We start from the raw sequence: 19642 nt of genomic DNA, 5'->3' as shown, positions 1-19642 counted from the left end.
AAAGGTACGCCGCCGTCACGAACTCCAAACGAACTTTCAGGTGCGGATACCCGACAAAACATCGGCGCCGACCGGATTGAGACTGTGCCGGACGGAGCTGCCGATTCGGTGCGTCGTAACGAGGCCGGTGTCGTGCAGGATCCGGGCGTGTTCGCTGGCCGACGCCATCGAGATCCCGACGCGCGCCGCCAACTCGCTGGTCGAACACGCACCGATCGAGATGCCCTTCAGCACAAGCGCTCTCGTCTTCCCCAGCAGATCGGCAACAGCGCGATCGCGGTCCGGACGCCGTACGACGACCGCTGGCGCACCAGGGTCGTGGCGCACCGGGTAAACGAGCACGGGTGGCAGCGTCGGGTCGAGCAGCATCATCGGGTACTTCCAGCAGAAGAACGACGGCACCAACCGCAGCCCCCGGCCTTCCAGATACAGGTCGCGGTCGATGTGCGGCGTGTCCACCGAGAGCACCGGCGCCTCCCAGCGCAGTGACTGATGCAGCTCCGGGATCAGCGACTCGAAGCCGTTGCTGGCCACGGTGTCGTTGTGCCGCGCAACGGCCGGCTGGATCGTGGTCGCGATCATCGGCATCTGCGGCGCGATCTTGGTCCGGTGGAACGAACGCAGGCCGTGCACGAGCCGTGTCATCACCTTCGTGTCGCCGGTCGCGAGCCGGCGGGTCCAGGCCGGCAGCCGGACGCTGTCCGACAACCGCCGCAACTCCGACCGCAACTGAACAGCTGGTGTCGCCGCGACCGCGGTCAACCCGGCATCGAGTCCGTCCCCCGCCGCCCGCGGCGTGAGGAAATCCGGCGAGTACCCGACCGGCGGCGTCAACGCGAGCAGCTCCTGCTCGAGCGCACTCAAGCGGGACCGCGCCCGCTCCCGCCAAGCGCCGAAGAGCTCCGGCTCCTCGTCCCCTTGCAGAATATGAAGCCCCAGCAGGACCTCCCACAACGGATCCGGCCGCTGCGCGATGGTCGTCCTGGCCAGGTCCGTGCATTCGAAATGAATGCGGAACACCACGACCCCCTCCCCCGAGGAAGTCACCCACCGTGGTCAGTAGGCGACCCTTCGACAGTAACAGCCGAAGGGTTCACCCGCTGTGACGAACTACTCCCACTCGATCGTGCCCGGGGGCTTGCTCGTGACGTCGAGGGTCACCCGGTTGATCTCGTCGACCTCGTTGGTGATGCGGGTCGAGATGCGCTCGATCACGTCGTACGGCAGGCGGGCCCAGTCGGCGGTCATCGCGTCCTCGCTGGTGACCGGACGCAGTACGACGGGATGCCCGTACGTGCGGCCGTCGCCCTGGACGCCGACCGACCGCACGTCGGCCAGCAGGACCACCGGGAACTGCCAGATGTCGCGGTCGAGGCCGGCCGCGGTCAGCTCGGTGCGGGCGATCAGGTCGGCGGCGCGGAGGATGTCGAGCCGCTCACGGGTGACCTCGCCGATGATCCGGATGCTCAGGCCGGGGCCCGGGAACGGGTGCCGGTAGACCATGGTCTCCGGCAGGCCGAGCGCCAGGCCGAGCTCGCGGACCTCGTCCTTGAACAGCGTCCGCAGCGGCTCGATCAGGCTGAACTGCAGGTCGTCGGGCAGACCGCCGACGTTGTGGTGCGACTTGATGTTCGCCGCGCCGGTGCCGCCGCCAGACTCGACCACGTCCGGGTAGAGCGTGCCCTGGACCAGGAACTCGATGTGCCGCTCGGCGTCCACCTTGCGCGCGGTCGCCTCGAACGTCCGGATGAACTCCCGGCCGACGATCTTCCGCTTCTGCTCGGGATCGGTCACCCCGGCGAGCGCGGTCAGGAACTGCTCCTCGGCGTCGATCGCCTCGAGCCGGATCCCGATCGCGGCGACGAAGTCCTTCTCGATCTGCTCGGACTCACCGGCCCGCTGCAGACCGTGGTCGACGTACACACAGGTCAGCTGGTCGCCGATCGCCTTGTGGACCAGGGCCGCCGCGACCGCGGAGTCGACGCCGCCGGACAGCGCGCACAGCACCTGCTTGTCGCCGACCTGCTGGCGGATCAGCTCGACCTGCTCGTCGACGACGTTAGTGGTCGTCCAGTCGCCCTTACAGCCGGCGATCTGGTAGAGGAAGTGCTCCAGCACAGCCTGCCCGGCCTGCGAGTGCAGGACCTCCGGGTGCCACTGCACGCCGGCGAGCCGGCGGTCCAGATCCTCGAACGCCGCCACCGGCGCACCCTCGGACGCGGCCAGTACGGCGAACCCGGCCGGCGGCGCGTGTACGGCGTCGCCGTGCGACATCCACACGTTCAGGTCCTCGGGGATGTCCGCGAGGAGCGTGCCCGGCTCGCTGACGGTGACCGGAGTACGGCCGAACTCGCGCAGGCCGGTCCGGCGTACGTCGCCGCCGAGCGTCTGCGCCATCGCCTGGAAGCCGTAGCAGATCCCGAACGCCGGTACGCCGGCCTCGAACAGCCCGGTCTCGACCCGCGGCGCACCCTCGGCGTACACCGACTGCGGGCCGCCGGACAGGATGATCGCCTTCGGCTCGCGTGCCAGCATCTCCTCGACCGGCATCGAGTGCGGCACGATCTCGGAGTACACCTTCGCCTCGCGCACGCGGCGCGCGATCAACTGCGCGTACTGCGCTCCGAAGTCGACAACCAGGACCAACTCATGCTCTGCCACCCGCAAAGCCTATCGGTGCAGGTCAGCAGGGCTGTAATCCGCAGGCCGGGCGGTCACCGGCAGCGGGTCGCTGGTGATCTCCAGGCCCGGGAAGCGGCGTCGCATCGCTGCCTCGTAGCGGGTGGCGGCGGCCTGGTCGCCGATGTAGTCGGAGATCTGGTGCGGACCGAACCACAGCCGCACGCGGCACCGGGAGGATGAACTCACGAGCGCGACGCTAGCGGCGTCAGTTGTCCCCGGTGTTACCGTCCGTTACAACCGGGAGACGCTTCGGCGCGCGGAACGAGAGCAGGTCGATCATCGGCGGCTCTTCCACCAGCCGCACACCGGCCAGCAGTTCCCGAGCACACTCCACCGCCACCCGCGCCTCCATCCGAGCCAGCCCGGCGCCGAGACACCGGTGGACGCCGATCCCGAAGGCCAGATCAGCCGGCCCACCATGCCCGCTCAGCCCAAGCAGAACCGGCGCCCCCGCCGGCACCTCCGCCTCTCCAATCACAGTCGGCCGAGCAGCGACCCGCCGCCAGGTCGGCACGGATGAAGCCTCCCGGAGCACTACCTCCACAATTCCAGCCGGTTCGATCAGCTCACCAACGGACCGGTGGAAGGCGGTGGAGATCAGTTGGGTGGTGGTTTCCTGGCCGGCTATCAGCAGGAAGTAGCCGACGGCGCAGATCTCTTCGTCGGTCAGGCCAAGCCCGACCAGCGTGCCGAACAGATCGTCGCCGGGCGTCCTCCGGGCAGCCGTGGTCCGCGTGCGCAACCAGGCGTAGAACTCGGCCGCACTGTGAGCCAGCTCCAGCTGCCGGTCCTCGTCCGGCCGGCCCCAGAACAGCTCGAGCGAGTCCAGGCTCCATGCCTTCAACGCAGGTACGTCGACGTCCGCGACACCGAGCAAGTGCAGCAGCACGAGCGCCGGCGGCTCCGCGGCGATCGCCTGCACGAGGTCCACCTGTTCCCCGGCCGCGAGACGCACCGACGCCGCCTCGACCCGCGCAGACGTCAGCTCACGCGCAAGCGGCTCGACAGCAGCCACCCGCGCCGGACTGAAGAACCGGGCAACAGCAGCCCGGATCGGCCGATGAGACTCGCCCGCGTTGTTCGCCAGCGTCGGCGGCAGTGCGAACCCGACCCCCGACAGCACCCGCAACGCCTTCACCGACAGCGGAGTATGCGCGAGTACGGCGTTGTCCGGCCGGAACGTCTCCGGATCCAGCAACATGTCACGCGCCAACGCCGGATCGTCGACAACCCAGTAGCCCAGCGCCTCGTCGTACCGAGCCGGACAACCGCTCACTCGAACCAGCTCGGGACCGCGGCCTTGAAGGCTTCCTGGTCGAGCGACCCCGCGCCGGCGGGGATCCGGCCAATCACCGGCACTCCGGTCACCGCGGGCAGGTCCGCCAGGTTGCACTCCTCGGCGAGGTCCGGCTGCTCCGGCCACGAGCCGATCACGAGCCCTTCGATCGGCAGGCCTCGCGATCGCAGCGCCTCGACGGTCAGCCCGGCGTGGTTGAGCGTCCCCAGGCCGGCCCGGGCCACCACCACGAAACCGAACGGTGTCGTCAGTTGCCCGGCGAGGTCCGCAAGGTTGTTGCCCTCAGCATCCAACCCGACCAGGATGCCGCCGGCGCCCTCCACCAGCACGGTGTCGTTCGTCAGGGTCAGCTGGTCGATCGCCTTGGCGTGGGCGGCGACCGGCGGCAACGTGACGCCCTGCCGTCGCGCGGCCGTGGTCGGCGCCAACGGATCGCGCAGGCGGACGCCCTCGTGCAGCTTGGTCAGACCGGTCAGCCGGTGTACGTCGTCGAGGTCCCCCGGCTCGTCCGGCCCGACCCCGGTCTGCGCCGGCTTGACGACAGCGACCGTCCCGACGGCCCGGACAGCCAAGGCGGCGGTGGTGATGGTCTTGCCGACCTCGGTGTCGGTGCCGGTGACGAGGATGATCATGGGACCTGCCCGATCGCGTCGACGATCACCGCACACGCACGGTCGAGATCGTCGCTGGACAGACCTGCGTGGGCGGTCAGACGGAGCCGGGAGACTCCATCAGGCACAGACGGCGGCCGGAAGCTGCCGACGAGTACGCCGTTGCGCCGGCACACCTCCGCTGCCTCGACCGCCTGCTGCGGGCCGGGCATCGGGACCGACACGACCGCTCCCGACGACGGCGGTACGTCGCACGCCGCCGCCAGCCGAGCCGCCGCCGCGTGAACCGCAGCGGGACGATCCGGCTCGGCCTCGAGTACGCCGAGCGCTGCCAGCGCGGCTGCGCAGGCGGCCGGGTTCAGGCCGGTGTCGTAGATGAACGGGCGCGAGCGGTTGATCAGGTGCTCGCGCAGAACCCGCGGCCCGAGGACGACGCCGCCCTGGGAGGCCAGCGACTTCGAGAGCGTCATCGTGACCACGACATGATCCAGACCTTCGAGCCCGGCGGCGTGGACCGACCCACGCCCTGCTCCGGTGACGCCCAGGCCGTGTGCCTCGTCGACCATCAACACAGCCCCACGAGCAGCGGCAATGGCTGCCAACTCGGTCAGCGGCGCCTCGTCACTGAGGACGGAGAACACCGACTCGGTCATCACCACCGCGTGCGGTTCGTTGCGCTCGGCAAGTACCTTCTCGACGGCTTCCAAGTCGTTGTGCGGGACGATCTCGACGCGGGACCGGGACAGGCGGCACGCGTCCACCAGCGACGCATGGATGTGCTCGTCCGACACGAGCAGAGTCCCCGGCCCGCCAAGAGCGGTGACCACGCCCAGGTTGGCCAGGTACCCGGACGAGAACGCGAGCGCGGACTCCTGCCCCACATAGGCGGCCAGCGCGGACTCGAGCTCCTCGTGCAAGGTCGTCGTACCAGTCACAAGCCGCGACGCCGTCGCACCCGTGCCCCAGGTGCGCACCGCGTCGGCGGCAGTCGTCACCACGCGCGTGTCGCGGGCGAGACCGAGATAGTCGTTGCCTGCAAGGTCGATCAGATCGTCGTCCGCGCCGCGCGCACGCAGTCGCCGGGTGAGACCCCGCGCCTCCAACGCGGCCGCCTTCGGGGCGAGCCAGTCCTCGAGCATCAGCCGGCCTCCTCGATCGCGCCGGTGATCCCCGCCGCGATGATCGCGATCTCCTCGTCGGCGCAGACGTACGGCGGCATCGTGTAGACGAGGTCGCGGAACGGCCGCACCCACACCCCACGCCGCAAGGCCGCATCAGTCATCCGCGGCAGATCCACCGGCCCACCGAGTTGTACGACGCCGACCGCGCCGAGCACCCGCACGTCCTTCACCGCGGGCAACTCGCGCGCCGCAGCCAGGCCGGACGACAGCCCAGCAGAAATCGCGCCCACCCGCGCAGCCCAGTCCTGGGACAGCAGTAGATCGATCGAGGCCAGCGCGACTGTGCAGGCGAGCGGGTTCGCCATGAAAGTCGGGCCGTGCATCAAGGCACCACCCGGGCCGTCCGAGACGGTCTGCGCGACATCCGTCGTACACAACATTGCTGCGAGGGTGAGGTAGCCGCCGGTCAGGGCCTTGCCGACGCAGAGGATGTCGGGCTCGACGGAGGCGTGTTCGGAGGCGAAGAGCGTGCCGGTGCGGCCGAAGCCGGTGGCGATCTCGTCGAGGATGAGGAGGAAGCCGTGGCGGTCTGCCAGCTCACGGAGTACTCGCAGGCAGGCGGGGCTGTACGGGTACATGCCGCCGGCACCTTGGAGGATCGGTTCGACGATGATCGCGGCGATCTCGTCCGAATGCTGCTCGGCAAGCGCGGCGACGGACTCGGCCCAGGCCTGCAGCTCAGGATCGTCGGCAGGGCGGTCGAAACCGGCGGGTGGCTGTGGGCCGAAGACTTGTTCCTTCAGCGCGCCGGTGAAGAGCGAATGCATGCCGTTGACCGGGTCGCAGACGCTCATCGGGGCGAAGGTGTCGCCGTGGTAGCCGCCGCGGACGGTCAGCATCCGGGTCCGGCCGTTGTTGCCGCGGGCAACCTGGTACTGCAGGGCGAGCTTGATCGCGACCTCGACCGAGACCGATCCCGAGTCACAGAAGAACACATGCCGCAGCGGCGCGGGCGTGATCTCGACCAGCCGCTCCGCCAGCCGGATCGCCGGTTCGTGGGTGAGCCCGCCGAACATCACGTGGCTGAAGTCGTCGACCTGGCTCTTCACCGCGGCGTCGAGCACCGGGTTCCGGTAGCCGTGGATCATGCACCACCACGAGGCCATCGCGTCGATCGCCTCGACCGTCCCGCCTGCGCCGTCATCCAACTGCAGGCGCACGCCGGACGCGCCGCGGACCAGCCTGACCGGCGACGGCTCGGTGAGCGACGAGTACGGATGCCAGAGCAGCGCCGAATCCTGCTGTAGCAGTCCATTGACCGACTGTGACACCGTCTCCCGCCTCCGTCCTGAGGACCCACCACGGTAATCGCTGGGCGCCGTCGGCGGCGTCGCGGGTGGCCAGGATGTGGGCGACGTCTCCTACTGCTGCGTGCCGGCCGTTGCGATATGCAACGTCACCGCATCCGGATGCAACCGCGACCGCGCCATCGCGGTCACCGTCTTTCCGCCTTCGACCGACTCGTCGCGAATCCACTGCACCGGCGCCGCCAGCCCGATCCGGGCGACCTGCGAGGCGGTCTCCAGGAAGTTCCGCGACTCCACCACGGTCCACGGCCGGTCCCGCTCGTACGTGATCGCCTCGGCGGTCCGCACCGGCCGCTGCCACTGCCCGTCGGCGGTGCGCTGGTTGCCGTACAGCAGCTGCCCGTCCGGACGCAGTACGGCGATCCGATCGGCCCACTCGCCCGCGTCGATCAGCTCGGCGGCACGCAGTACACCGGCGTACCCGGCGTCGTGGACGCTTTGCGGCGCGAGCCGGGCGAACCCGTACGCCTCCAGGCCGCGCAGGTGACGCTCGAGGACGCCGAGTCGGCTGAGGGCCTCAGGTACTGCGAGGATCGCGACCTCGACCTGATACCCGGCGGCGTTGAAGCGCTGGGCCGAGTCGGCGAACGCGTCCGGGTCGAGGAGCTCGGTCTCGACGATCGCGTCGTACCGCTGCTCGAGCACGTGCGCCTCGGCCATCGCGTACCAACGCCGCCCATCGGCCTCGACGTCCGCGCTCGGAGTCGGCGGTACGTCGGTGATCGGCTGGTAGAAGCGTGGGTGGTACGGCTCGTAGGCAGCCGGGTTGAGGACGATCGGACGACCGCGGTGGCGCAGGATCGCGGCGACCAGCGCCGTGATCGTGGCCTTGCCGTCACCCGGCTGACCGCCGACGAGCACCACCACCGGCTGCTCCTGCCGGCTCCCGGCGAGCTGGTCGGGCACGATCAGGTCGCGGAAGATCCGCGCACTCTCCCCCGCATCCAGCAACTCCCGGTCAGCCGCCGCCGACCCGGTCCCCCACAGACTCGTCACGACTACTCCAGTGTCCCGTCGTCGTCCTCGTCTTCGTCACTCTCGTCCTCGTCGACGAGGTCGTCGTCCGCACCCTCGTCGTCGGCTTCGTCGGCTTCGTCATCAACGTCGTCATCATCGTCTTCGTCTTCGTCGTCGATGATGAGCAGGTCGTCAGCCTCTTTGCGGATCCGCTTGATCGCTCGCGTGTCCAGCGGGGTGAGCTCCAGCCCGCGCGCCGCCCAGGCCTGCTGTTCGGTCCGCCGGCTCGTCGCGACCTCGGGATCGGCAGCGACGTCCTCGGCCGTGATCGGCCTGGCATAGAAGCCGATCGCCTGCCGCACACCCTCTTGCGCGATCTCGAACGCCATCGCATCCGGTGCCGACCACCTCGCCGTACCGAGCTCGGTGAGCACGTTGACGGCGGCGACGTTAACCACACGTGGACTTTAGCTGATCGTCCGGGTCACGCGGGCACCGGAGCACACCGCGCTGAACGACAGATGAACCCCTGGCGCAGTTATGTTTCCAACGCTGCGACGGGAAGGGAACCGGCTACCCGATCGCAGCGTCTGCTTCTTCGCAAACCACGTCAGCTTGAACGCAACCTCAAGCATCGGAAAGCCGCGGTGGGCGCGGCTCGCACGGATGGGACAGTCATGGCTTTCGGTAGGTCAAACAACAACAACAGCAACGGCAAGAAGAAGAACGAGGCCGAGCACACCTCGGGAGCGCGTCCGTCCACCGAGCAGACGCACCAGGAAGGCCAGACCCGGCGCCAGAAGGACCAGGGTGGCCGGAAGGCGCACAAGGCCGGCCGGGTGAAGCTCAACCCGAACACCGCCAACGGCCGGGCTGCAGCCGCAGCCAAGAAAGCCGAGAAGAAGAAGGGCAACGGCCGCTAACAGCGGCTGATGCTGCGGGCCGTCCGGCAAGGACGGTCGCGGTGGCCGGGGCAATCGCGGTGCGATCCGCCCCGGCTTGCTGTTGTCAGCGGCGACGCGAGCCGCGGTTGGAGGGCCGTCCGGCCTGGCCGCCGCGACCCGACCGACCACCGCCATGCTTGCCACCGCTGCCGGATTTGCCGGCGGTGTCGCCCGAGGCGCCGGAGCCGCGGCGCGCGGCACCCGACTTACCGGAGCCGCCGGGCTTGCTTGCCGTAGACCGTGCGGCCGGGGCCTCGAGCGCCGACTTGACCGCGTTGAAGGCGTCGTTGGCATTGCGGGCCGGGCGGACGCCGGTCAGTTTGGGGATGGCCGCGCGCTGCCGGCGGGTGTGGGTCTGGATGCGCTCGACGACCCGGCTCCGGACCTCGTCGCGATCCGCCTCGTTCAGGTTCTCGACCGCCTTACCCCGATCGAGCGCCACGTCGAACCACTCGGTGTACCCGTGCGTGTGGACGACCTGGTTGGGCGACTTCTGCCCCAACCGCCGGTACTGCGACATCACGTCGTACCGCTCGTCCAACCCGAGCACCTCGTCGCGCAGTCCGAGCTCGACCTGACGGTCGTACGTCGCCGCAACCCGCTCATCGATCTCGCTCGCGGACCGATCGACCGACAAGACGACCTGCCGGGTAGCCGGCGCGACGGCCCGTTCCGGATCGTTGCCCATGGCCCGTGCCAGTGCGTTGACGATCGCGTCGTAGTTGTTCTCGTGAATCTTCCCGGCGCCCTTCGGGTCGAGCCGGGTGAGTACGGCGTACGCGTCCTCGGCCATGCTGCGCGGGAAGTCGCGGCGGATCGCGTTCCGCGCCTCGGCGACCGCATCCACCTCCCAGCCCTCCAGCAGCGAGCGGACGTAGACGCTCGTACCGCCGACGATCACCGGCACACCGCCGGACGACCAGGTCTCCTCCATGTGCCCGCGCGCCTGCGAGACGAACGTCTCCAGCTCGAGCTTCCGCACCGGCTCGGTGACGTCGATCATCGTGTGCGGGATGCCGCGCATCTCTTCGGGCGTGGTCTTGCTGGTGCCGATGTCCATGTACCGGTAGACCTGCCGCGAGTCGGCGGAGACGACCATCGTCGGCAGCCCGAGCTCGTCCTGGATCCGCAGACACAGGTCGACCGACACCGCGGTCTTGCCGGCCGAGGTCGGCCCGTACAGAGCGACCAGCAGGCGAGGGACGGCGTCGGGCATGCCCACCAGCCTAGCCGGGCTCAGCCCGAGGTCAGTTCACCGTGGACCGAGCAGCGCGCCGACCAGCCCATCGGGTGGACCTGGACGACCATCCGGCGCCGGCACTCGGCGCAGTACCTCGGCGGCTCCAGTGCGAGCGCCCGGCCGCAGTCGTCGTGACCACCGGCGGTCAGTTCCAGGCCGCAGCGGCCGCAGTACACCTCGGTCACAACGTCTTCTGCAGCTCTTTCACCGGCATCTTCAGCTCGGTGAGCAGATCGAGGTCGGCGGTCGCCGGGCGGCCCAGGGTGGTCAGGTAGTTGCCGACGATCACGGCGTTGATCCCGCCGAGGAGGCCGTCCCGCGTGCCCAGGTCGCCGAGCGTCAGCTCGCGGCCACCGGCGTACCGCAGGACCGTGCGCGGCATCGCCAGCCGGAACGCGGCGATGGTCCGCAGCGCGTCCTTGCCGTCCATCACCTCCATGTCACCGAACGGCGTACCGGGCCGTGGGTTGAGGAAGTTCAGCGGCACCTCGTGCGGGTCGAGCTCGGCCAGCTGGGCGGCCAGCTCGGCACGCTGCTCGAGCGTCTCGCCCATCCCGACCAGGCCACCGCAGCACAGCTCCATGCCCGAGTCGCGGATCATCAGGCAGGTCTCCCAGCGCTCCTCGAACGAGTGCGTGGTGACGACGTCGCCGAAGTACGAGCGGGCCGACTCGAGGTTGTGGTTGTACCGGTGCACGCCCCACGACTTCAGCTCGTCGACCTGCTCCTGGGTGAGCATGCCGAGCGAGCAGGCGATGTTGATGTCGACCTCGGCGTTGATCGCCTCGATGCCGGCCTTCACCTGGCTCATCAGCCGCTGGTCCGGTCCGCGCACCGCGGCGACGATGCAGAACTCGGTCGCGCCGGTCTTCGCGGTCTCCTTGGCGGCCTCGACCAGCTCGGGGATGTTCAGCCAGACCGACCGGACCGGCGAGGTGAACTGACCGGACTGGGAGCAGAAGTGGCAGTCCTCGGGGCAGCCGCCGGTCTTGAGCGAGATGATCCCCTCGACCTCGACCTCCTCGCCGCACCACTTCACCCGGACGTCGTGCGCGAGCGCGAGCAGTTCGGGCAGCCGGTCGTCGGGAACGTTGAGAACCTCGACCAACTGCTCCTGGCTCAGCCCCGTGCCCTGCCCCAGAACCTGCTCACGTGCCACGTCCAGGATGTCGCTCATACCTTCTCCTGCCTCATCAGAACGGTCGGCTCAGAGTAGGTCAGACGGGTACGCCGGTTCTGCGGCGGGCGTCACGTGCAACACCTCGAACCGAAGTGCCTCACGACCACTCTCCGCACTCCCCGGAAAAAGAATCTGGATATTTCTGCGGAACCTCGTAACCCCCCGTAGATGGGCTCGTTGATGTGTACGAAGGCGGTTACCGCAAGGAAGACCGCCACCTGATTACCAGGAGCAACAAAAGCTGATCATTACGATCAGCACGCAGAGTGGTCACAAGGCCTCGAAGCGCTGGGAATCGGATGTAAGGTAGTAACCAAGAGCTCGGGTCGCCAGCCATGGTTGGTGACCCGATCCCAAAGCGCCGGGCGCCTCACCCCGGCTTGAGTGGGTCCCTCGGGAAACGATTTGGGCGGAAACGTTCCCGAGGGACCTGCTCCCTTTTCTGCAGCTTTTCCAAAACCTCAGCAAAGTTACTGCTGAGGTTTTTTCATTTGCCTTTGAGGTATTCCTCGCGGTTTTGTTACGGCTTCGTCACGGACTGTTTCGGGAAGATCGGGAGCCGGAGCGCACCGGGTGCGTCGGCCGGAACGACCGGGTTCGACGGCTTCACCGGTTGCACCCGCTGGTACGCCGTACCGATCGCCGGCCGCGGGTCGTCGCCGCCCTTGTTCGGCCAGAACGACAGCGCGCGCTCGGCCTGGGCGGTGATCGTCAGCGACGGGTTCACGCCGAGGTTCGCGGAGATCGTCGAGCCGTCGACGATGTGCAGACCGTCGTACCCGTAGACCCGGTGGTACGGGTCGACCACGCCGGTCTCGGCCGAGTCGCCGATCGCGCAGCCGCCGATGAAGTGCGCGGTCATCGGCACGTTGAACGGCTCGCCGATCGTGCCGCCCGGCGTACCGTTCATCAGCTTCGCCATCCGCCGGACCACCTGGTTCGCAACCGGGATCCAGGACGGGTTCGGGGCGCCGTGGCCCTGCTTGGACGTCAGCCGCCAGCGGCCGAGCCGGTCCCGCTTGCCGTACGTCGTGATCGAGTTGTCCGCGGTCTGCATCACCAGCGCGATCACGGTCCGCTCGGACCAGTGCTTCAGGTCGTACAGCTTGCGGATGTTCTTCCGCTGTACGCCGAGCTCCCGCAGCCAGGTCCGCCAGCGCGGCTTGTCCCCGTCGCCGTCGGTCAGCACGGTCTGCAGCAGCGACATCACGTTGCTGCCCTTGCCGTACCGGACCGGCTCGATGTGGGTGATGTCGTCCGGGTGGAACGACGACGTGATCGCGACCCCGCGGCTGTAGTCGACGTCGCGGTCCTTCGAGATCGCGCCGAGGAGGGACTCCGAGTTGGTCCGGGTCAGCACACCCAGCCGGTCGGACAGCTGAGGAAGCTTGCCCTCGTCGCGGAGCCGGTGCAGCAGCTTCGCCGTACCGAGAGCCGACGCGGCGAAGATCACTTGCTGCGCGGTGAAGCGCCGGGTGAGCTTCTTGTTGGAGGTACGGCGGGTGTCCACGGCGTACCCGCCGCCGGCCAGCGGCTCGACCGAGGTCACGGTGGTCAGCGAGTAGACCTCCGCGCCGGACTTCTCGGCCAGGTACAGATAGTTCTTCGTCAGCGTGTTCTTCGCGTTGTGCCGGCAGCCGGTCATGCACTCGCCGCAGTCGATGCAGCCGGTACGACGCGGGCCCGCACCGCCGAAGTACGGGTCGTCGACCTCGACACCCGCCTCACCGAAGAACACGCCGACCGGTGTCGGGTGGAACGTGTCCCCCACGCCCAGATCGTCCGCGACCTGCTTCATCACCTTGTCCGCCGGCGTGAAGCCCGGGTACGTCGTGACGCCGAGCATCCGCTTCGCCTGGTCGTAGTACGGCGCGAGCTCGGACTTCCAGTCGGTGATGTGCGCCCACTGGCGGTCGGAGTAGAACGCGGGCAGTGGTTCGTACAGCGTGTTCGCGTAGACGAGGCTGCCGCCGCCGACACCGGCGCCGGACAGGATGATCACGTCGCGCAGCGCGCTGATCCGCTGGATGCCGTACATGCCGAGCTTCGGCGCGAACAGAAACCGCTTGGTGTCCCACGAGTTCTTCGCGAACGTAGTGTCCTCGAACCGCGCACCGGCTTCGAGTACGGCGACCCGGTAGCCCTTCTCGGTCAGCCGCAGCGCCGACACCGACCCACCGAAGCCGGACCCGACGATGACGACGTCGTAGTCGAAACTCACGGGCGGCCGATCTTCTTCAGCACGCGCAGCGCGCCGGTCATCAGCTCGGCGAACTTCTCGTCGGACAGGCCGTGCGAGGCTGCGATCGGGATCAGTCGTTGGGTGGCGATCGCCTGCGGTTCGACGTACCGGCGGATGCCTTCGACGCCCTGGCGGCGGCCGAGGCCGGACGACCGCATGCCGCCCATCGGGGTGTCGATCGAGCCGAACGTCGCGCCGTACCCCTCGTTGACGTTGACCGTGCCGGCCATCAGCTGCGCGGCGACCGCACGACCACGGCGGCCGTCGCGGGTCCAGACGCTCGCGTTCAGGCCGTACTCGCCTTCGTTCGCGCGCTGGATCGCCTCGGACTCGTCGGAGAACCGGTAGATCGAGACGACCGGCCCGAAGGTCTCGTTGTCGAAGCACTCCATCGCGGGAGTCACGCCGGACAGCACAGTCGGCTCGTAGAACAGCGGCCCGATATCCGGTCGCGGCTTCCCGCCGGCGAGCACAGTGGCGCCCTGAGAACGCGCGTCCTCGACGTGCCGGGTGACGGTCTCCAGCTGCGCCTTCGAGATCAGCGAGCCCATGTCGACGTCCCAGCCGCTGCCGGCCGAGAGGCGGAGCTTCTTCACCCGGTCGACGAAGGCCGTGACGAAGGCGTCGTACACCTGGTCGGCGACGTACAGCCGCTCCATCGAGACACACAGCTGGCCCGCGTTCGCGAAGCACGCGCGGACGGCGCCTTCGGCGGCACGGTGGATGTCGGCGTCACGCAGTACGAGCATCGGGTTCTTGCCGCCGAGCTCGAGGCTGCAGCCGATCAGCCGCTCGCCGCATTGCTTCGCGACCAGCCGGCCTGTCCTGGTCGAGCCGGTGAAGCAGATGTAGTCGGCGTTCTGGATCAGGGCACCGCCGACGGTCGGGCCGTCACCGTTCACCGCGAGCCACGCCTCCCGCGGCAGGCCGGCCTCGTACAGCAGTTCGATCCCGCGGAGCGCGGTCAGCGGGGTCTGACTGTCCGGTTTGTGCACGACCGTGTTGCCGGCCAGGATCGCCGGCAGCCCGTCGCTGATCGCCATCGTCAGCGGGTAGTTCCACGGCGAGATGATGCCGACGACACCCTTCGGCACGAACCGCTCCTCGGCGCGGGTCAGCACCGGGAAGATGCCGAGCTTGCGCTGCGGCTCGAGCAGTTCCTGTGCCTTGCGGCCGTAGTACCGGGCCGTCAGCGCGACGTGCGCGAGCTCCTCGAAGGCCTGCTTCCGCGCCTTGCCGGACTCGCGGATGATCAGGTCGACCAGCTCGTGCCGGTGGTCGAGGACCAGGTCGTGGTACCGCAGCAGGATCGCGGCGCGCTCGGCGAGCGGCACCCGTCGCCAGCTCTGCTGCGTCTTCCGGGCCAGCCGGACCGCCGCGACCACGTCGTCCTCGCTCGACACCGGCAGATCCGCGATCGGCTGCCCGGTGGCGGGCGCGTACGACGTCCTCGTACCTGCCGTCGCCCGCAGCAGCCCCGACAACCGGCGGATGACCGACTGATCGGTCGCGTACGACGCGGTCGGATCGAGCTCCGGATCCGCGGGAATCGACGTCTGCTCGCTCATCTGCCTAGGCTACCTGCCGGTAATCGACAGTGTCAGTATCAGATCCCCATTAAGCTGAGCGGCTGAAGCCTGCGAAGGGGTGGAACGTCAAGATGGTGGACAGCGGGGGGCTCTGGACGCCCCCTGAGGACGAGCTCGGCGAAGCGCTGCAGACAGCCCAGGTGCTGATCGAAGAAGGCCGGGCCGACGAGGCCGGGCCGTACCAGCAGCGGGTCATCGAGCTGGCCAGGGAGCGGGCCGAAGGGTCTCCGAACCACTACGAGGCCAAGCATCTGATGGCCGCGACCCAGTACGAGCTGGCCGGCTCGCTGAACGCATCGGGCCGGCACGAGGAGGCCCTGGTCGCGCTGCACGAGGCCCAACTCGGCTACACCGAGCTGCAGGATGCCGGCGTACTGGATGCGACCAGCTTCCTCGCCGACATCCGCGCCCGGCGCGCGATGACGCAGGCCCACCGCGGTCACGGCGCCACCGCAGTACTGGAGATGGACGGCGCGGTGATCGCGTACGGCCAGCTGGTCGGCGGCGCTGACGGGCTGAAGCACCAGCCCGACTTCGCCCGGGTGCTCGCGATGAACGCCCTGATCCTGCGCCGGTACGGCGACCCCGCGCTGGCGGTCGCATCCGCAGACGCGGCGACCCAGCTGTTCCTGCAACTCGCGGATCAGATCAACGAGAGCCCGCAGTCATTGTCGTACGCGCGCTACCTGTGTACGGCGACCGCCGTGTCGGCCGACGTACACGCTGCCGAGGGACGACTGGACCTGGCGCTCGAGGCCGACGAGATCGGGCTGACCACAGCCGACACGCTCGCCGACTCGGACTCGACGACCGACATGCGCACGCTCGTCGCGGCACTCGTCCGGAAGGGGAAGCATCTCGGCATCATCGGCCGGCTCGAGGGCGAAGCGTGCCTGCGGACGGCGTACGACACCGATGGCGAGACGGCGGTCCGCGTGGTCGAGGAGCTGGACCGTGGGCTGCCGCTGACGCTGGTCGCGGCGCTGGAGAACGCGGAGATCAAGCTGGGACCGTACGAGCAATACCACCGGCTGCTGGCGTTGAGCGAGCCCGCGCCCGGGATGACGCTGGCGACCGTGTCGGGCCGGACGGACCCGGAGTCGGCCGCCGTACGTGCCACCGAGCTGGCGGAGCTGGTGCGTCCGCTGCTGACGCAGGACGCGGACGCCGCGCTGACGCTGGGGCTGGAGGCGCACTACCTGTTCGCGATCTCGTCGGAGCGGGAGTCGCACCGGATGCGGTACGAGACCAGCACGTACGTGCCGATCTGGGCGCAGCTCCTGCTGGACGTGTCCGAGGCGTACTACCAGGCCGGCCGGACCGAGATGGCGCTCGACCTGGGCGGCTGGTGTGCGGAGGTCGCGACCGCGCTGATCCCGTTCGCCGACGACAACGAGACGATGAAGGACCTGGCCGGGTCCTGCTACCGGCACCACGGCGACCTGCTTGCCGCCGCGGGCGACCTGACCGCGTCGCACCACGCGCACGAGGCCGCACAGCAACTCCAGCTCGGCGGTTGACGTCCAGCCCGGCCGGGCGGACGCTGACGCTGGGAGGGGGTGCGGGCGATGGATGTCATAGAGCTGCACAACCGCACTGTCACGGACTTCGCGGAGCTGGCCGCAGAGGTCGCAGAGAACCAGTGGGCGGAGCCGACGCCGTGCTCGGACTGGGACGTCCGGACGCTGGTCAACCACGTGGTCGGCGAGGAGCGCTGGACCGTACCGCTGATGGAGGGCAGGACGATCGCGGAGGTCGGCGACGCCTTCGACGGTGACCTGCTCGGGGACGATCCGGCAGGTACTGCGGCGGCCGCGGCCCGCGAGGCGACCGCCGCGGCGGCCAGGACCGTCGACAAGGTGCATCTGTCGTACGGCGACGAGGACCCCGACGAGTACCTGCGCCAACTCGCGGCCGACCACCTGATCCACGGCTGGGACCTGGCGGTCGCGATCGGCGCGCAGCCTCGCCTCAAGCCCGACCTGGTCGCCGACGTCGCTTCATGGTTCGCAGAACGCGAGGACATGTACCGCAAGGTCGGCATGATCGGCCCCCGCCTCGAAGGCTTCACCGACCCGGCCGACCAGCTCCTCGCCGCCTTCGGCCGGGACCCGCACTGGAGCCCGGCGGGTTAGATGTCCTGGGCGTCGGCGCGGAGGGCACCGACGAAGAGGCCGGCTTCCATCTCGGTCATGCCGGTCTCGGAGACGACCAGGGCGGTGGCCTGGTGGAGCTCACCGGCAGCCTTGAGGGCGCGGGTGCGTTCGGCCAGGTTCGTGCCGGGTCGGCGGACCAGCGGCGTACCGGTGGTGGGCGGCACGTAGCGGCCGAGGCGGATGTCGTCGACCAGTTCCTTGGACTGCTTCAGGTCCAGTCCGGTGCGGTCGCGGATCAGCTTGACCGCGAGCACTGCCTTCTTCGTGGTGATCAGGAAGCGGACCTGGTCCACGTCATCGGGAGACAGTTGGCCCCGCGCTGCAGCGAGGGCAACATTGTCCGTGTCCTGGCTGCTCCGTCGGCTGAAAAGTCCCATGCGGCAATCCTTCCAGAACCCTTCAAGCTGTGGGGACTCGTAGCATTTCGCTCAGCCTGCGAGCAGATTGCGGATCTCGTCCCAGGCCCGCGCGCCGAGCTCGCGATCGGCCTCCTCGGTGCCGCCTCGCGCCATCCGCTGACCGGCGGACTTCGGGTCCTCCCCCGGCAGCACCGGCCGATGCCCGGCTTCCGGCCCGACCACGATCCGGGTACGACGTTCACCGCGCCGCCGGACGATCTCCTCCGCGAACTCCACCGACGGCCACACGCGGTCGTCCCCACCGGCGATCAGCAGTACTTCGCCGATCCGCTCGACCGGGATCCGAGCCTGCTCCGCATCGGCAAACCGCAGCACGCTCTGGCGGTACAAGCCGGTGTAGCTCGGCGGATCGTCCTTCGCCTTCCACTCAGAGTCGAACGGTACGAACGGCAGCGGCTGGCCCTGCCACGTCCACGCCGACCGCTGGCTCCCGTCCTCCAGGACCCGGGCCCAGACGTAGGCGCTCGGGGCGAACGCGACAACCGAGTCCACCCGATCGTCGAGCGCGCCAAGCAGAAGCGCAGCCTCGGCACCCCACGAGCTGCCCATCACTACGAGCCGGTCGTTGCGGGCCGCGAGTTCGTCCAGCGGAAACGACTCCAGCGGCACCTCGTGCGTGACAGTCCACCGCGGCGCGAGTACGTCGTACCCCTCCGCCTCGAGCAGACGGGCACGCTGAACGTCCGGCGCACCACTCGAGCCGTGCAGGAGGAGTATGCCGGTCCTCAACCTACGACGACCTCGACCCGCTGGAACTCCTTGAGCTCCGTGTAGCCGGTGGTCGCCATCGCGCGCTTGAGGGCGCCGACCAGGTTCATCGTGCCGTCCGGGACCCACGACGGGCCGAACAGGATCTGCTCCATCGTGCCGGTGACGCCGACCTCGACCCGCTCACCGCGGGGCAGGTCCTGATGCCAGGCCTCGGCGCCCCAGTGGTACCCGCCGCCCGGCGCGTCGCTCGCCCGGGCCAACGGCGAACCGACCATCACCGCGTCCGCGCCGCAGGCCACCGCCTTCGCCACATCGCCGGACCGCCCGACCGAGCCGTCCGCGATCACGTGCACGTACCGACCGCCGGACTCGTCCATGTAGTCGCGCCGCGCAGCCGCCACGTCAGCGACCGCCGACGCCATCGGCACCGCGACGCCGAGCACCTTCCGCGTCGTGTGCGCCGCGCCGCCGCCGAAGCCGACGAGCACGCCGGCCGCACCGGTCCGCATCAGGTGCAACGCCGCCTGGTGCGTCGCGCACCCGCCGACGATCACCGGTACGTCGAGGTCGTAGATGAACTGCTTCAGGTTCAGCGGCTCGGCCTGCCCGGACACGTGCTCGGCGGACACCGTCGTACCGCGGATGACGAACAGGTCGACACCCGCGTCGACAACGTGCTTGGCGAACTGCTTGGTCCGCTGCGGCGACAACGCGCCGGCCACGGTCACGCCGGAGGCGCGGATCTCCTGCACCCGCTGGGAGAGCAGCTCGGGCTTGATCGGCGCCGAGTAGATCTCCTGCAGCCGGTGCGTGGCCTGCTTCTGGTCGAGGCTGGTGATCTCCTCGAGCAGACCGGTCGGGTCCTCGTACCGCGTCCAGAGACCTTCGAGGTTCAGTACGCCGAGACCGCCGGCCTTGCCGATCGCGATCGCGGTGGCCGGCGACATCACCGAGTCCATCGGCGCGGCCAGGATCGGCAGCTCGAACCGGTACGCGTCGATCTGCCAGGCGACCGAGACCTCCTCGGGGTCCCGCGTCCGGCGCGACGGCACGATCGCGATGTCGTCGAACGCGTACGCCTGCCGCCCACGCTTGGCGCGGCCGATCTCGATCTCGGTCATCTGGT

General features: G+C 69.1%; 20 protein-coding genes. 3 read left to right on the top strand and 17 right to left on the bottom strand.

Features of this window, described 5'->3' with window-relative positions; all coding sequences use genetic code 11:
- Positions 1–36 precede the first annotated feature (36 nt).
- The 9 genes from ACFWUU_RS20920 to ACFWUU_RS20880 all read right to left on the bottom strand — a co-directional run bounded on the left by ACFWUU_RS20920 (position 37) and on the right by ACFWUU_RS20880 (position 8493).
- The gene (locus ACFWUU_RS20920) at positions 37–1023 is read right to left on the bottom strand and encodes an ArsR/SmtB family transcription factor (RefSeq protein WP_380177360.1); all 987 of its coding nucleotides are present in this window, start codon (positions 1021–1023) and stop codon (positions 37–39) included.
- A gap of 87 nt (positions 1024–1110) precedes the next feature.
- The gene (gene guaA, locus ACFWUU_RS20915; protein ID WP_380177359.1) at positions 1111–2661 is read right to left on the bottom strand and encodes a glutamine-hydrolyzing GMP synthase; all 1551 of its coding nucleotides are present in this window, start codon (positions 2659–2661) and stop codon (positions 1111–1113) included.
- 9 nt (positions 2662–2670) lie between these two features.
- The gene (locus ACFWUU_RS20910; RefSeq protein WP_137258750.1) at positions 2671–2868 is read right to left on the bottom strand and encodes a hypothetical protein; all 198 of its coding nucleotides are present in this window, start codon (positions 2866–2868) and stop codon (positions 2671–2673) included.
- Between the two features lie 19 nt (positions 2869–2887).
- Positions 2888–3958: a hypothetical protein gene (locus ACFWUU_RS20905; RefSeq protein WP_380177358.1), complete on the bottom strand. Its 1071-nt coding sequence runs from the start codon at positions 3956–3958 to the stop codon at positions 2888–2890.
- Positions 3955–4611 carry a dethiobiotin synthase gene (gene bioD, locus ACFWUU_RS20900; RefSeq protein ID WP_380177357.1) on the bottom strand — a complete coding sequence of 219 codons (657 nt, stop codon included), beginning with the start codon at positions 4609–4611 and terminating at the stop codon, positions 3955–3957. Before bioD ends, ACFWUU_RS20905 begins: the two co-directional genes overlap by 4 nt.
- Complete coding sequence (locus tag ACFWUU_RS20895) at positions 4608–5729, bottom strand: 8-amino-7-oxononanoate synthase (RefSeq protein ID WP_380177356.1); 1122 nt, start codon at positions 5727–5729, stop codon at positions 4608–4610. The genes bioD and ACFWUU_RS20895 overlap by 4 nt, the downstream gene beginning before the upstream one ends.
- Positions 5729–7042, bottom strand: coding sequence for an adenosylmethionine--8-amino-7-oxononanoate transaminase (gene bioA / locus ACFWUU_RS20890; RefSeq protein WP_380177355.1), 1314 nt, complete (start codon positions 7040–7042; stop codon positions 5729–5731). The genes ACFWUU_RS20895 and bioA overlap by 1 nt, the downstream gene beginning before the upstream one ends.
- Positions 7043–7132: 90 nt before the next feature.
- Complete coding sequence (locus ACFWUU_RS20885) at positions 7133–8074, bottom strand: zeta toxin family protein (RefSeq protein WP_380177354.1); 942 nt, start codon at positions 8072–8074, stop codon at positions 7133–7135.
- Between the two features lie 2 nt (positions 8075–8076).
- Positions 8077–8493 carry a hypothetical protein gene (locus ACFWUU_RS20880; protein WP_380177353.1) on the bottom strand — a complete coding sequence of 139 codons (417 nt, stop codon included), beginning with the start codon at positions 8491–8493 and terminating at the stop codon, positions 8077–8079.
- Positions 8494–8712: 219 nt separating this feature from the next.
- Here ACFWUU_RS20880 and ACFWUU_RS20875 point away from each other — a divergent pair, with 219 nt between their 5' ends.
- Positions 8713–8958: a hypothetical protein gene (locus ACFWUU_RS20875; RefSeq protein ID WP_137258744.1), complete on the top strand. Its 246-nt coding sequence runs from the start codon at positions 8713–8715 to the stop codon at positions 8956–8958.
- Between the two features lie 85 nt (positions 8959–9043).
- Here the strand turns inward: ACFWUU_RS20875 and ACFWUU_RS20870 are convergent, their stop codons facing one another.
- From ACFWUU_RS20870 to ACFWUU_RS20850, 5 genes are all read right to left on the bottom strand, one after another.
- A complete protein-coding gene (locus ACFWUU_RS20870; RefSeq protein WP_380177352.1) occupies positions 9044–10195 on the bottom strand; it encodes a tRNA (adenosine(37)-N6)-dimethylallyltransferase in 1152 nt (383 codons plus the stop codon).
- Between the two features lie 20 nt (positions 10196–10215).
- The gene (locus ACFWUU_RS20865; protein ID WP_380177351.1) at positions 10216–10404 is read right to left on the bottom strand and encodes a hypothetical protein; all 189 of its coding nucleotides are present in this window, start codon (positions 10402–10404) and stop codon (positions 10216–10218) included.
- On the bottom strand, positions 10401–11396 hold the full coding sequence (gene bioB / locus ACFWUU_RS20860) for a biotin synthase BioB (protein ID WP_380177350.1): 996 nt from the start codon (positions 11394–11396) through the stop codon (positions 10401–10403). Before bioB ends, ACFWUU_RS20865 begins: the two co-directional genes overlap by 4 nt.
- A 523-nt stretch (positions 11397–11919) precedes the next feature.
- Positions 11920–13620, bottom strand: coding sequence for a GMC oxidoreductase (locus ACFWUU_RS20855; RefSeq protein WP_380177349.1), 1701 nt, complete (start codon positions 13618–13620; stop codon positions 11920–11922).
- Complete coding sequence (locus ACFWUU_RS20850) at positions 13617–15209, bottom strand: succinic semialdehyde dehydrogenase (protein ID WP_380177348.1); 1593 nt, start codon at positions 15207–15209, stop codon at positions 13617–13619. The genes ACFWUU_RS20855 and ACFWUU_RS20850 overlap by 4 nt, the downstream gene beginning before the upstream one ends.
- A 92-nt stretch (positions 15210–15301) precedes the next feature.
- Here ACFWUU_RS20850 and ACFWUU_RS20845 point away from each other — a divergent pair, with 92 nt between their 5' ends.
- Together ACFWUU_RS20845 and ACFWUU_RS20840 are read left to right on the top strand one after the other, a co-directional pair.
- Positions 15302–16750 (top strand): hypothetical protein, encoded by a 1449-nt coding sequence (locus ACFWUU_RS20845; protein WP_380177347.1) that lies wholly within the window; start codon positions 15302–15304, stop codon positions 16748–16750.
- Positions 16751–16798: 48 nt separating this feature from the next.
- Positions 16799–17365, top strand: coding sequence for a TIGR03086 family metal-binding protein (locus tag ACFWUU_RS20840; protein ID WP_380177346.1), 567 nt, complete (start codon positions 16799–16801; stop codon positions 17363–17365).
- On the opposite strand, the gene ACFWUU_RS20835 is transcribed toward ACFWUU_RS20840, so the two are convergent.
- From ACFWUU_RS20835 to ACFWUU_RS20825, 3 genes are read right to left on the bottom strand one after another with little or no spacing between them, the layout of a single operon-like run.
- Positions 17362–17763 (bottom strand): hypothetical protein, encoded by a 402-nt coding sequence (locus ACFWUU_RS20835; protein ID WP_380177345.1) that lies wholly within the window; start codon positions 17761–17763, stop codon positions 17362–17364. The two genes, ACFWUU_RS20840 and ACFWUU_RS20835, sit on opposite strands and share 4 nt — an antisense overlap.
- 51 nt (positions 17764–17814) lie before the next feature.
- On the bottom strand, positions 17815–18534 hold the full coding sequence (locus tag ACFWUU_RS20830; RefSeq protein WP_380177344.1) for an alpha/beta fold hydrolase: 720 nt from the start codon (positions 18532–18534) through the stop codon (positions 17815–17817).
- Positions 18531–19637 (bottom strand): GuaB3 family IMP dehydrogenase-related protein, encoded by a 1107-nt coding sequence (locus tag ACFWUU_RS20825; protein WP_380177343.1) that lies wholly within the window; start codon positions 19635–19637, stop codon positions 18531–18533. The genes ACFWUU_RS20830 and ACFWUU_RS20825 overlap by 4 nt, the downstream gene beginning before the upstream one ends.
- Between the last annotated feature and the right edge of the window lie 5 nt (positions 19638–19642).

Source organism: Kribbella sp. NPDC058693 (assembly GCF_042715335.1).
GTDB classification, from domain to species: Bacteria; Actinomycetota; Actinomycetes; order Propionibacteriales; family Kribbellaceae; genus Kribbella; species Kribbella jiaozuonensis.
Note: the sequence above shows the minus strand (reverse complement) of the source record. Positions and strands in the feature narration are given on the sequence as shown.

Bases quoted from the DNA above. Each gene is read 5' to 3' on its own strand.
- bioD (WP_380177357.1), bottom strand. From the start codon at position 4,611: ATGATCATCCTCGTCACCGGCACCGACACCGAGGTCGGCAAGACCATC.
- ACFWUU_RS20895 (WP_380177356.1), bottom strand. From the start codon at position 5,729: ATGCTCGAGGACTGGCTCGCCCCGAAGGCGGCCGCGTTGGAGGCGCGG.
- ACFWUU_RS20875 (WP_137258744.1), top strand. From the start codon at position 8,713: ATGGCTTTCGGTAGGTCAAACAACAACAACAGCAACGGCAAGAAGAAG.
- ACFWUU_RS20870 (WP_380177352.1), bottom strand. From the start codon at position 10,195: ATGCCCGACGCCGTCCCTCGCCTGCTGGTCGCTCTGTACGGGCCGACC.
- bioB (WP_380177350.1), bottom strand. From the start codon at position 11,396: ATGAGCGACATCCTGGACGTGGCACGTGAGCAGGTTCTGGGGCAGGGC.
- ACFWUU_RS20850 (WP_380177348.1), bottom strand. From the start codon at position 15,209: ATGAGCGAGCAGACGTCGATTCCCGCGGATCCGGAGCTCGATCCGACC.
- ACFWUU_RS20845 (WP_380177347.1), top strand. From the start codon at position 15,302: ATGGTGGACAGCGGGGGGCTCTGGACGCCCCCTGAGGACGAGCTCGGC.
- ACFWUU_RS20840 (WP_380177346.1), top strand. From the start codon at position 16,799: ATGGATGTCATAGAGCTGCACAACCGCACTGTCACGGACTTCGCGGAG.
- ACFWUU_RS20835 (WP_380177345.1), bottom strand. From the start codon at position 17,763: ATGGGACTTTTCAGCCGACGGAGCAGCCAGGACACGGACAATGTTGCC.
- ACFWUU_RS20825 (WP_380177343.1), bottom strand. From the start codon at position 19,637: ATGACCGAGATCGAGATCGGCCGCGCCAAGCGTGGGCGGCAGGCGTAC.